The sequence below is a fragment of the Collibacillus ludicampi genome (assembly GCF_023705585.1).
GTDB lineage: Bacteria > Bacillota > Bacilli > Tumebacillales > BOQE01 > Collibacillus > Collibacillus ludicampi.
In genome coordinates this window covers 1,470,783-1,483,718 of sequence record NZ_BOQE01000001.1, presented here as the reverse complement: position 1 = coordinate 1,483,718, position 12,936 = coordinate 1,470,783, and the positions used below count along the sequence as shown (strand labels likewise).

Genomic DNA, 12,936 nt, shown 5'->3' with positions numbered 1-12,936 from the left:
AAAATAAAAATGTTTTATTCACATGTGGATACTTTTTTCTTGTATGCATGACTGTGGTACAATGAAATGTGCACAAACTAAGAGCTAAACGACGTACAAAGTGGGGTACGAATATGCATGAAGTCGATACGATAGCGGCAATCGCCACGGCGCTGGGCGAAGGAAGCGTAGCGATCGTTCGCTTGAGCGGTCCGGAGTCGATCGCCGTTGTAGATAGAATTTTTAAATCGAGAAAAAGACTGAGCGAACAAGATACACACACATTGACGTATGGGCATATCGTGGATCCGCAAACGGAAGAAGTTGTGGATGAAGTCTTGGTCGCATTAATGAGAGCGCCGCGCAGTTATACACGGGAAGATGTTGTGGAGATCCATTGTCACGGAGGGATTATTGCCGTACAGAGGATCTTGCGATTGGTGCTTCGCTATGGCGCGCGCTTGGCGGAACCGGGAGAATTCACGAAACGAGCGTTCCTCAATGGGAGGATTGATTTGCCTCAAGCGGAAGCGATCATTGATCTCATTCGCTCGAAAACGGATCAGGCGCAAAAATTGGCGATGCGCCAGGTGGAGGGGCGCTTGTCGCAAGAGATTCGCGAATTGAGACAAAAGTTGATCGAATTGCTCGCACATGTGGAAGTCACGATCGATTATCCGGAGCATGATGTGGAGGATGTAACGACTCACCATATCCTTGTGGAGGGTGAAAAGGTTGTCGAGCGGATCGAACAGCTTTTGAAAGGGGCTCAAACTGGGCGTATTCTTCGTGAAGGTTTACGGACGGTCATTCTAGGGCGGCCGAATGTTGGCAAGTCTTCATTGATGAATGCTTTATCCCGTACGAACCGGGCGATTGTAACGGATATTCCCGGGACGACACGCGACATTCTGGAAGAGCAGATCAGTTTGCGAGGGATTCCCATTCATATTATTGATACGGCCGGCATTCGAGAAACGGAGGATATCGTCGAGAGGATCGGAGTGGAACGGAGCCGTGAAGCGCTTCAGGAAGCGGATCTCGTACTGTTCATGATTGATGCCAGCCGCGAGTTGACATGGATCGATAAAGAGTTGTTGCAAGAGGTACGCAAGTATCCGACGATCGTGATTCTCAATAAATTGGATTTGCCGCGAAAAGTGAAAACGGATGAGATCCTTCAATTGACGGATGACGCGCCTATCATCGAAATGTCGCTCAAAGAGGGAAGGGGAATTGATGCTCTGGAGGATGAAGTGGAGCGACTATTCTTTGCCGGCGCACTTGAAGGCAAAGAAGGTACATATGTATCGAATGCGCGCCATATTTCTCTTCTTGAAAAAGCGAAACGACAATTGGAAGAAGCGCTCTCTTCCGCACGCATGGGCTTGACGCTCGATCTGGTTGCCGTTGATCTTCGCAATGCCTGGGAAACCTTAGGGGAAGTGATCGGGCAAGCGGTCGGAGAAGACTTGTTGGATCAGATTTTCTCTCAATTTTGTCTGGGTAAGTAGAAGGTCGGGTTTCATTCCGGGTGCAAGGAGCACAACCAATTAGAAACAAAGCATGTATGAGAAAGGAGTTTTATACGTTGAGGTATTTTGCTGGTGAATATGAAGTCATCGTCATCGGTGCCGGACATGCCGGATGTGAAGCGGCACTGGCTGCCGCGAGAATGGGATGTAAGACGTTATTGCTCACGATCAATCTGGATACAGTCGCTTACATGCCGTGTAACCCCGCGATCGGTGGACCTGCAAAAGGAAATGTTGTGCGAGAAATTGATGCGCTTGGCGGTGAGATGGCTGTCAATATCGACAAAACGTATATCCAGATGCGCATGTTGAATACAGGTAAGGGGCCTGCGGTGCATGCGTTGAGGGCGCAGGCAGACAAGGCGCTTTATGGATTAACAATGAAACACACACTCGAAAACACTCCCAATCTCACGTTGCGCCAAGGATTGGTGGAGGAATTATTGACGCATAACGGTGCCATAAAAGGTGTTGTGACGAAAACGGGTGCGGAATATCATGCGCAAGCGGTTGTTTTGACGACGGGAACTTATCTTCGTGGGCGTATCATTATCGGTGATGTATCGTATCAAAGCGGCCCGAACGGACAAATGCCTGCGTTAAAATTAACGGATTCTTTAATCGATCTCGGATTTGAATTGGTTCGGTTCAAAACGGGAACGCCGCCCCGCGTGAACAGACACACCATCAACTTTGACAAAATGGTTGCGCAACCTGGGGATCCGGAACCGTTGCATTTTTCTTTTTCGGATGATGTGAAACCTCGTGAGCAGGTACCTTGCTGGCTTACCTATACGAATGAGACGACACATGCGATCATTCAGGAAAACCTTCACCGTGCACCCATGTATTCAGGAGAGATTCAAGGAACAGGACCGCGTTACTGTCCTTCCATTGAAGACAAAGTGGTGCGTTTTGCAGAAAGGCCCGCTCACCAGATCTTTTTGGAACCTGAAGGGAAAAATACGGCTGAATGGTATGTGCAAGGCCTCTCTACTTCGCTGCCGGAAGATGTACAATTCCAGATGCTTCGAACCATTCCGGGACTCGAAAACGTGGAAATGATGCGTCCGGGTTATGCGATCGAATATGATGCGATCATACCCACGCAATTGAAATTAACACTTGAGACCAAGGCTGTCAAAGGACTTTACACTGCAGGTCAGATTAACGGCACATCCGGTTATGAAGAAGCGGCCGGCCAGGGGATTATTGCAGGAATCAATGCGGCATTACAGGTAAAAGGTCAAGAACCGGTGATCATCGATCGTTCTGAAGGTTACATTGGAGTGATGATTGATGACCTGGTGACGAAAGGCACGAATGAACCTTATCGCTTATTGACTTCACGTGCTGAGTATCGGCTGATTTTGCGTCACGATAATGCGGATCTTCGCCTCATGGAAATCGGCCATAAGATCGGATTGTTATCACCCAGGAAATACGAACGATATCTTGAGAAAAAAGCGGGTATTGCATATGAAAAGAAACGCCTCTCCTCAATCCGCGTGAAAGCGGAGGAAGCAAACCCGGTATTGGAGCGTCTGGGTTCTCACCCGTTGGATAAAGATGTAGCTTTGACATTAGATCAATTGTTGAAACGTCCTGAAGTCGATTACAAGATCATCGAAGAACTGGCTCCTTCTGATACTCCTCTTCATCCGGAAGTCAAGGAACAAGTGGAGATCCAAATTAAATATGCCGGATATATCGAGAAGCAAAATCAGCAAATCGAACGGCAGAAAAAACTGGAAAACAAACTTTTGCCTGAAGATCTCGATTATATGAGTATCAATGGCCTGGCGATGGAAGCGAGAGAAAAACTGTCCAAAATCAAGCCTCGCTCGATTGGCCAAGCTTCCCGGATTTCGGGTGTTACGCCAGCAGACATTTCTATTCTACTCGTATATTTGGAAAGCAGGGAACGCGGACGTGGTGAACAACATGCTGGATGAGTTGCAGCTTCGTTTCAAAGAACATGTGGCCGCATTGGGGATAGAGATCGGAGAAGAAGCGATCCATCGCTTTGAACAGTATTATGAGATGCTCATCGAATGGAATCAACGAATGAATTTAACGGCCATCACTGAACGAGAAGAAGTGTATTTCAAACATTTTTATGATTCCTTGACTTTGATGACGGCTAATCACTTTTGCCGTGATGCAAGAATGTTGGACGTTGGAGCGGGGGCAGGCTTTCCGGGTGTACCCGTTCACCTTGTATGTCAGGAGCTTTCACTCACCGTGTTAGATTCTTTAGGAAAACGTATCTCGTTTCTGGAGGAGTTGGGGAAACATCTCTCACTTCCCCGCTTCTATCCTGTTCATGGACGTGCGGAAGATTTCGGACAGAAAGAAGAGTGGCGGGAAGCATACGATCAGGTAACGGCAAGGGCGGTTGCCAAACTCAATGTATTGAGTGAATACTGCTTGCCGTTCGTGCGCGTTGGCGGTTGGTTCTTTGCCTTGAAAGGTCCCGAAGCTGAAACGGAAGTTCGGGAAGCGGAAAAGGCGATCGTCAAGCTGGGGGGAGCCGTTCGCGAACTGAAAAGAACCGAAATACCAGGAGGTTACGGAACACGTACGATTGTCGTCATTGAAAAAGTACAGCAAACACCAAAGAATTTTCCGAGAAAAGCGGGTACGCCTTCAAGAAAACCGCTGGTTTAGGTCGATAAAGAATCATTATGAAGGCGTATGTTCTGCAAGAAAAGCATTTTTCAAAGGTCTCAATTCTTGCAAGTGTGAAAATGAGACGGCTTAAGAACGCAGAGCGAACGCCTTGGGAAGAACTTTACCTTTTCATGCAATGTTGTGCCCACATCCCGCTTAGGCGGCGTCATCAGAGAATGAAAAGTTTCTTGTGCGGAAGAGGGGCTTAAGGCTGCAACGAAGCAATGGAGTAGTTTTTGATGGTTTTCTCGCTTTGCGGCGCAGAGGTGAGTTGAAGGTCGTTCCGCAACTTCTGTTAGGAATCCGAGCGGAACGACCTTCATCGAACCCAAGCGCAAAGCGATACATCCACCCAAGTACTAGTTTTCAAGATAGCCCTCCATGCCGCAAGCGGTACTACTACAAGAGTGAATAGTATCTTGGGGGGCGTAATGCTTTGAGTATGATAGCGACTTTGAAGGTCGTCTCGCTTCCTTTGGAACGTTAAAGGGGCATATGCTTGGCGTGAAACAGCGACTTTGGAGGTCGTCTCGCAACAACTAAACATATTCCAAGCGAGACGACCTCCACGGAGCATAAGCGCAATGCATATACCCGCTGAAACGACCTCCACGGAGCATGAACGCCAAGCATATGCCCGCAATGACGACCTTCAAGGAGCATGAGCGCAAAGCATATTCCCACTGAGACGACCTCCACTGAGCGCGAATGCAAAGCATACGCTCGCCAGACCACACATTTTCGATATTGCGCAATAGGGAAAATGTAACAGGATTCTACGATTTGCAGGATTTGCGAAAAAGGATGGAGAAATACTTCATATTACAATGTGAACACGGGTAGGGTGGGGTGAAACCGGGTATGAGAGAGCTGTCGCTAGCGCGTTTTTTCGGTTTCGGAGAAAAAGATGTGTCGAACGAATCATCAGAAGAGATTCGTGCACTGGAGACGGATAAGATCGTCTCAAGTCCGTATCAACCCCGAAGCGTATTTGATGATGAACGGATCGAAGAGTTAAGTCAAACCATACGTACACATGGACTCATTCAGCCGATCGTTGTACGGAAAAAAGGGGATACGTATGAGCTGATTGCCGGCGAACGTCGTTGGCGAGCTGCCAAGAAATTAGGTTTAAAGACGATTCCGGCTATTGTTCGGGAAATGAGCGACTCGCATGCCGCTTCTGTTGCCTTGATCGAAAACTTGCAAAGGGAAGGACTTACGGCTATCGAAGAGGCGATCGCCTATCAACAGTTAATCGAGCTCCATCAATTGACACAGGAAAGTTTGGCTCAACGCTTAGGCAAGGGGCAATCGACGATTGCTAACAAATTACGCTTGCTCAATCTGCCGCAAGCGGTACAAGACGCTCTGTTGAAACGCCAGATTACAGAGAGACACGCCCGCGCCCTTTTAGCCCTTTCGACGGAAGAGCTTCAATTAAAAGTTCTGACCGAAATCATGGAGAAAGAATGGAACGTCAAGCAGACGGAAGCACGAGTCAAACAATTGCTCGAAAAATCTGAAGCGAAACCTAAGAAAAAACGTGTCTTATTCTCCAAGGACGTTCGTCTTGCGGTCAATACAATTCGGCAATCTTTAGATATGATTCAAAAAAGCGGATTATCCGTTGCGACGGAAGAAGAGGATTTTGAAGATTATTATCAAATTGTAATCCGAGTTCCCAAAAAGAAATCATAGAGAACGCGAAACAATTGTTTCTTCTTCAAGCTTTCAATGTGAAAAGTAACGAATACTGATCACGAAGATGAATGGCTGCAGCAAAAGACCTCCCAATTGTTAAGGGGAGGCACTTTTTTTACCATCCTCTTTCATAATCGATAGCGATTCACCGGACGACCGATGGAGCCGTATTTGACGACCAGTTGTACATCTCCTCTTTTTTGTAAATATTCAAGATATCTCCTGACAGTAACCCGAGCAAGTCCCGTTCCAGAGGCTACTTCTTCGGCTGACATGGCTTTCTTTTGTTCCTGTAAATAATCGATGATCTGTTGTAAAGTATGTGGGTTTAATCCTTTGGGAAGCATACGATTCGTCGTGTCCGCTTTCTGGCTTCGCATGCCGGTGATCAAATCCATATCCACTTGTTCCAGTTGATCATTCATACGCAATTTTTTGTATGTTATTTTGTATTGCTCGAGAGCAGTTTGCAGTCGTTCAAAACGAAATGGCTTCAAGATATAATCAGAAGCACCGTAACGCAGGATCTGCTGAATATGTTCAGCAGAACGATTGGCTGTTACAGGAATGACATCCACAGTAAGTTCTTGGAGACGGATTTCTTTCAGTATTGCAAGTCCGTCCATATCCGGTAAGAAATAATCCAATAAAACAAGATCCGGATCTGTCTCTTGGATCAACCGGAAGGCTTCTGTTCCGCTAAAGGCTTTCCCCACAAGTTGAAATCCACCAATCCGCGATATAAATTCCGCATTGATTTCCATGACCATCGGGTCATCTTCGACAATGAGCATGCGAATGAGTTCCATCAAGATTCACCTTCCATATCCCATTCCGGCCCTGGAAGAATGACAACAAACCGGGTTCCTTCACCAACTTTTGACTCACACTCGATTTCACCGCCAAGCAGATCGACAAATTGTTTAACTAGATAGAGCCCGATTCCTTGTCCATGGGAGCCTTTTGTCGTAAAACCGTAATCGAAGATTTTCGTTTGCGTATCAGGATTCATGCCAATCCCGTTATCGATGACTTCAATCTCGATACCGTCTTCATTTCCCTCGAGGAAAAGAGTGATTGTTTTCTCCGTCTGAGAGGAATGGGCAGTTGCATAGATGGCGTTTTCAAGGAGATTCCCAACGATCATTAAAACATCCGCTTCCTTAACATTCACTGGTAAAACCGGCAAGGAGGTTCTGGGATCTACTTTCAATTCTACTCCTTGTTCCTTGGCATGGCTGATTTTGCCGAGAATTAATCCCGAGATGCTGTAATCCTTGATGCGGCTCGTCAAAAAATGTGTCTCTTCTTCTTTCTCTTGATTAAAGCTCAAAATCTTTTCCATGACTTCTTCATAACGCTGTAATTGGATCAGACCCGCGATCGTATGTAATTTATTTAAATATTCATGGTTTTGGGCGCGTAAGGCATCTATGAATTTTTTGACTCCTGTCAATTCTTCTGCGAGCTGATCGATTTCCGTTCGATCCTGAAAAGTGGACATAGCGCCCAAAATCTTTCCGTTAACAATGATCGGAATTCGATTGACCAGGATCACCGTTTTATGAATGCGTCGAAGTTGATGGTATTGCGGATTTCCTTCCTTGAGTATCTCCGGAAGACGGCTATCCGGTATCACTTCTCGAATCGGTTTACCGATTACGTCTTCAGTAATCGCCATGATGCGCATCGCCTGTTTATTGAAGACGGTGATACGCTCATTTGAATCAATAGCAATAATTCCTTCGGCAATCGATTCGATAACCGCTTCACGTTCTTTAAATAGATGTGCGATATCCAAAGGTTCCATATTAAGCATTTGCCGCTTGATCCGGTTAGCTACCCATACGGCCCCCAAAATACCCGAAATCGACCCTAAGAGTAATGAGATCGTTAAATCCAACCGATAATCCCACACCAATTGAAGAAAAGAAGGAATGAGTACACCAATCACCACAACACCGAGCTGTTTATCTCCTTCTTCATCCATCACCGGAACAAAAGCGCGGATCGAGTCGCCTTTCACCCCGTGTGCTCTTGAAACATACGATTGTTCAGTCAAAGAAGGATCTTCATCGCCACCGACAAATCGGGTACCGATTCGATCTTCAATGGGTGAAGAAAAGCGTATTTTGTTCATATCGAAGACAACCACATATTCTACATCGGTAGCGAGTCGTACACGTTCGGCGAAAGGTTGGATGATTTTCCAACCTTCGGGTTTTCCCAACCCTTCCCGAATGATCGGAGATTGTGCAAGAGATTGTCCGATTGCCATTACTTTTTTTCCTAATTCCTGTTCATATAAACTTGCCATGCGATGAATTATGATCAAACTCCCGCTAATGACTGAGAAAAAGACTATGATTGAGATCGTAATGGCGATTTTTGTGCGCATGGTTAACCGAGCTTGTTTCATAAACCAAACTCCTCGAAAATTCCCGGACCGAATTTTTGCTTCATTTCCTGATAGAGAGGCTGGTAAAATTGCTTCCATCGCTCCTTTTCAGCCTCGTTCAGCTGGACGATTTGGATACAAGAACATTTGTTGATTTCTTTCAGTTGTTCCTGTTCAATCTTGACAGCCTCGTCCCTTTCCCATTTCGTTACATCTCTCATCGTATCGGTAATATCCTTTTGAATATCGGAAGGCAATCGGTTCCAGAAGCTCTCGTTCATAATCACGAGATAGCCCAGATAACCATGATTGCTTAAAGTCATATATCGTTGCACTTGATAAAACCGTTTGGTGTATATATTGGAGATCGTATTTTCCTGGCCGTTGATTTTTCCTTCTTCGAGAGCGAGATAGACGTCATTGAAATTGATGGGGACGGGTCTAACTTGCAGCATTTTGAATTGATGATCAAGGACAGTACTAGGCATGATGCGCATGGTGAGACCGGCCAGATCTTCTGGGGCGCGTATGGGTTTAACATTGTTGGTAAATTGTTTTAAACCATTGTCCCAAATACCAAGAAGTATCATATGATTTTTCTTTAGCCTTTCAGCGATCGATTTTCCCGCTGTTCCGTCTAATACTTGATGATAACCATTCAAATCCGGATACAGGTAGGGTAAATCGAAAACGCCCAACTCCGGGATGAGATCCGTCAGTTTCGAAATTGCAGGTGCAACCATTTGGACATGCCCCTCAGCAAGAGCGTTCAGTTCTTCCGTATCTTTGTAAAGTGATCCGTTGGAAAATACTTGAACCTCCACTTTACCGTTTGTGCGCTCTTTTAATAATTTCGCAAATAACCGGGCGGCTTGTCCTTTCGGGGTATCTTCGCCGACCACATGAGAGAAGCGAATGACGATTTTCTCCTTTTCACTGACTTGCTCATAATCGATCGCTTTCGGAGTACAAGCCGTCAGAAATGTTAGTGCAAATATGCTGATAACCGATAAGATCTTGTTCTTCAACCCATTCAACCTCCGATTCCCCATATGTAATCTTCTCACAATCTTACGTTCCGTTCAAAAGAACAAAATGAACAAAATAAACGATATGTTCTAATTCTTCCTGCGATGGATTAAACGTGATTTAATTGACGTGCAAGAATCATTTTTCTGACAAAATCTTTTGACTACACATTCATTTGAATGTAAGCGATTTCCGGAGGGGATCTATCGTGAAAGGAAAGTTCAAATTCTCACTTACGGCTCAGGTGCTGATCGGATTGGTTCTGGGAATTGCTCTTGGTTTCTTTTTTCCGAAAACCGGAGCGCAAATGAAGCCACTCGGAGATTTATTTATCAATCTGATTAAGATGGTGATCGCCCCCATCGTGTTTCTGACGATTGTGATAGGAATCGCGAATATGGGAGATATGAAAAAAGTGGGACGTGTAGGTGCCAAAGCGATTCTTTACTTTGAGATTGTGACCACTATTGCCCTTGCGATCGGATTACTCGTAGTGAACTTGCTTCAACCGGGCTCCGGGTTACATCTGGCGGATCTTAAAAAGGGGGATATCAGTCAGTACACGAAGGCGGCTGCGGAGACAGACTGGGTACAGTTCTTCCTTCATATCGTTCCAAGCAATGCATTCGATGCATTTGCGAAAGGAGACTTGCTCCAGGTCTTGCTGTTCTCCTGTTTGTTTGGTGTTGCATTATCATTGCTTGGTGAAAGAGGAAAATCGGTCGTCCAGTTCTTTGAGAAGTGTTTAGAGGTATTTTTTAATATCGTGAACATTGTGATGAAACTCTCTCCTTTGGGGGCATTTGCCGCCATCTCATACACGATCGGCAAATTCGGTATCACCGCTCTGATTCCATTGGGGAAATTGATGATTTGTGTCTATGCGGCCATGATCCTATTCGTGATGGTCGTGCTTGGATCGATTGCAAAAATGTATCGGTTCAGTCTCTGGAATTTGATTAAATATTTAAAAGAAGAAATTTTTATCGTTGTAGGAACCTCTTCATCCGAATCGGTTCTTCCACGCATGATGGATAAGCTGGAACAGTACGGGTGCTCGAAGCCGGTAGTCGGTATGGTTCTTCCGACAGGATATTCCTTCAACTTGGATGGCACCTCCATTTACTTATCGATGGCTGTCATCTTTATCGCACAGGTTTATAACGTTCATTTGGATCTCATGCAGCAATTAACAATCATGGCCGTCCTGATGTTAACATCGAAAGGTGCAGCAGCAGTGACTGGAGGTGGTTTTGTCACATTGGCAGCCACTCTGTCTGCGACCCACTTTGTGCCTGTGGAAGGTCTCGCATTGCTCTTAGGGGTCGACCGCTTCATGTCAGAAGCGCGCGCGCTTATCAACTTGATTGGGAACGGAGTTGCCACTGTGGTTGTATCGAAGATGGAGAAAGATTTTGATGAAACGAAGTTTGCGCAACAAAAACCGGTTCATGAAAAAGACCGGGCATTTTCGACGTGATCATGCGGAATATGGGGGTATTGACGACAATACAAAACCCTTTCACCGTCTTTTATGCGGTGAAAGGGATTAATCATTTTGGTATGTGGGACATGTCATACTTTTCGGCTTTGCGCTAAAGGAAGGGATATCCTATTTTGCAATGCACATATTCGCGCACCATGCCAATAGAAGTAGATCGAAGCAAGGGAAATCATAGCCACCGTAAGAAACAAAGCGGTCCCTCCATAAGCAGTTAAGAGCAAACCGCCGATCCATGGACCGATAAACTGACCGAAATTGGTGAAAGTTTTCGCGCCAAAATAGGTTCCCCGCATACCTTCCTTAGCCAGTTGATCGATGAAGGCATCTCCGGAAGGAAAGGTGAGAAGTTCACCGAGAGTAAAAATAATCATGGATAGGATGATCAGAGTCCAACTTCTTGACAGTGCAAACCCGATATTACCCATTGCATAGAAACAACTTCCAATGATAATGTTGAATAGGGGTGATCGATGTTCGCCCCATTTACTTAAAGGGATTTGCAAGAGAATCACCGTAAGAGCGTTTATACTCATCAACCAGGCAAACAGGTGCAGCCCATCAGAAAAATTCCCTTCTACATATTGGGATAAGGTGACCGTCATTTGAGAATAGCTGAACCACCCCAGTATGCCACCCAAGATATAGTAACGTAGCGATACATCTTCTTTAATAACATTCCATGCTTCCCGAAAGGTCACTCCCCTTTTCAATTTTCCTTCTATCTTTCGAATTCCAAAGTGATTGAATAAAAGCTGTAAGGAAAAAGCATACAGAAAATATACGATACCTGTTACGATAAAGGGGAGCGAACCGGCTACGAGTCCAAAATACGCACCGATGAGCGGTCCTAAGGTTACACCGATATTGATAGCCATGTATCGCAGAGAGAAGACGTGCAGCCTTTTTTCCGGTTTCGTGAGATCGGCCATCAACGCTTGTGAAACAGGCTCAAAAAACGAGCGGCATAACCCATTCAAGAAACTTAACAGGATGAACATCCATAAATGAGAAGCCAGAGCAAAACCAATAAAAACGATTCCCCATGTATAAAGCGCGCTCATCATGACTTTTTTTCGGCCGATGCGGTCGGACAACGCCCCACCCACAAATCCGCCAATGGTGCTTGCCAGTGCTCCCACTCCTATGGTCAGCCCAATTAACGAAGGCGTGATGCCCAATGTATGCAAAAGATAGATGGCGAGAAACGGGAGGCTCATGGAAGCGGCAGCCCTGGCCAACACTGTACCAATAATCAGGGAATGTACGATCGGATGGTATGAACGCATAAACGTTTGAATCTTTCCCAGATGGTTCCCTCCTATAAAACAAAAAAGCGGATAGTTGAAACAAACTGCCCTCACACGTATTTTCTCTGTCTACCATTCCAAATTCGTTCCATGAGTTTTTCATCCACATTCATCAGAGGACAAAAACGGCACTTGGTGTACGTGATGATTCGCATGAGAGTGCGTTTGGGAGAGTATTTTGCATATTTTGATAATATTATACATATACACTGGAAATTTGCAAATAATTCCTCTTACCCAATCACTAGTTTTTCAAGATACCTCCTCATGATGCAAGCGGCGCCATCAGAAATGAAAAACATCTTTAGGTTGGCGTAATGCATTGCGGGAGACAGCGACTCTGGAGATCGTCTCGCTTCCTTTCGGATGTAAAAGGGTATATGCATTGCGCGTAATAGCGACTTTGAAGGTCGTCTCGCAACATTTGATTATGATTCCATGCGAGACGACCTTCACGGAGCATAAGCGCAATGCATATACCCGCTGACACGACCTCCACGGAGCATGAACGCAAAGCATATGTCTGCCAAACTACACATTTTTCAAGAGAGATCTCCATGCTGCAAAACGGCATCAATAGAGGATGAAAAGTTTCTTGTGTTGGAAGTGAGATTTAAGCCCGCCACATGAGACATAGTGACTTTTGGTTGGATGTTATCACTTTGCAGCGCAGAGGTGAGTTGAAGGTCGTTCCGCAACATCTGTTTATAATGCGGGCGGAACGACCTTCATCGAACCCAAGCGCAAAGTGATATATCCAACCAAGCACTAGTTTTCAAGAGTGCTTCACATGCTGAAATCAACGTC

Annotated in this window: 9 protein-coding genes; 5 read left to right on the top strand and 4 right to left on the bottom strand. The window is 45.5% G+C overall.

Translation table 11 applies throughout. From position 1 onward, the window contains the following. Positions 1–113 precede the first annotated feature (113 nt). From mnmE to noc, 4 genes are all read left to right on the top strand, one after another. The gene (gene mnmE, locus DNHGIG_RS07305) at positions 114–1,493 is read left to right on the top strand and encodes a tRNA uridine-5-carboxymethylaminomethyl(34) synthesis GTPase MnmE (RefSeq protein WP_282199056.1); all 1,380 of its coding nucleotides are present in this window, start codon (positions 114–116) and stop codon (positions 1,491–1,493) included. A gap of 77 nt (positions 1,494–1,570) precedes the next feature. Beyond that, positions 1,571–3,469, top strand: a complete 1,899-nt coding sequence (gene mnmG / locus DNHGIG_RS07300; protein WP_282199055.1) for a tRNA uridine-5-carboxymethylaminomethyl(34) synthesis enzyme MnmG — start codon at positions 1,571–1,573, stop codon at positions 3,467–3,469. Beyond that, entirely contained in the window at positions 3,447–4,184 is a 738-nt protein-coding gene (rsmG, locus tag DNHGIG_RS07295; RefSeq protein ID WP_282199054.1) for a 16S rRNA (guanine(527)-N(7))-methyltransferase RsmG, read from the top strand. The genes mnmG and rsmG overlap by 23 nt, the downstream gene beginning before the upstream one ends. 864 nt (positions 4,185–5,048) lie before the next feature. Then, positions 5,049–5,888 carry a nucleoid occlusion protein gene (noc, locus tag DNHGIG_RS07290; RefSeq protein WP_282199053.1) on the top strand — a complete coding sequence of 280 codons (840 nt, stop codon included), beginning with the start codon at positions 5,049–5,051 and terminating at the stop codon, positions 5,886–5,888. A gap of 131 nt (positions 5,889–6,019) precedes the next feature. Here the strand turns inward: noc and DNHGIG_RS07285 are convergent, their stop codons facing one another. From DNHGIG_RS07285 to DNHGIG_RS07275, 3 genes are read right to left on the bottom strand one after another with little or no spacing between them, the layout of a single operon-like run. Then, positions 6,020–6,700, bottom strand: a complete 681-nt coding sequence (locus tag DNHGIG_RS07285; RefSeq protein WP_282199052.1) for a response regulator — start codon at positions 6,698–6,700, stop codon at positions 6,020–6,022. Beyond that, entirely contained in the window at positions 6,700–8,310 is a 1,611-nt protein-coding gene (locus DNHGIG_RS07280) for an ATP-binding protein (protein WP_282199051.1), read from the bottom strand. The genes DNHGIG_RS07285 and DNHGIG_RS07280 overlap by 1 nt, the downstream gene beginning before the upstream one ends. Further along, positions 8,307–9,317 carry a DctP family TRAP transporter solute-binding subunit gene (locus tag DNHGIG_RS07275; RefSeq protein ID WP_282199050.1) on the bottom strand — a complete coding sequence of 337 codons (1,011 nt, stop codon included), beginning with the start codon at positions 9,315–9,317 and terminating at the stop codon, positions 8,307–8,309. Before DNHGIG_RS07275 ends, DNHGIG_RS07280 begins: the two co-directional genes overlap by 4 nt. 209 nt (positions 9,318–9,526) lie before the next feature. Between DNHGIG_RS07275 and DNHGIG_RS07270 the strand changes: the two genes are divergently transcribed. After that, on the top strand, positions 9,527–10,798 hold the full coding sequence (locus tag DNHGIG_RS07270) for a dicarboxylate/amino acid:cation symporter (RefSeq protein WP_282199049.1): 1,272 nt from the start codon (positions 9,527–9,529) through the stop codon (positions 10,796–10,798). Between the two features lie 95 nt (positions 10,799–10,893). On the opposite strand, the gene DNHGIG_RS07265 is transcribed toward DNHGIG_RS07270, so the two are convergent. After that, a complete protein-coding gene (locus DNHGIG_RS07265; protein ID WP_282199048.1) occupies positions 10,894–12,108 on the bottom strand; it encodes an MDR family MFS transporter in 1,215 nt (404 codons plus the stop codon). Between the last annotated feature and the right edge of the window lie 828 nt (positions 12,109–12,936).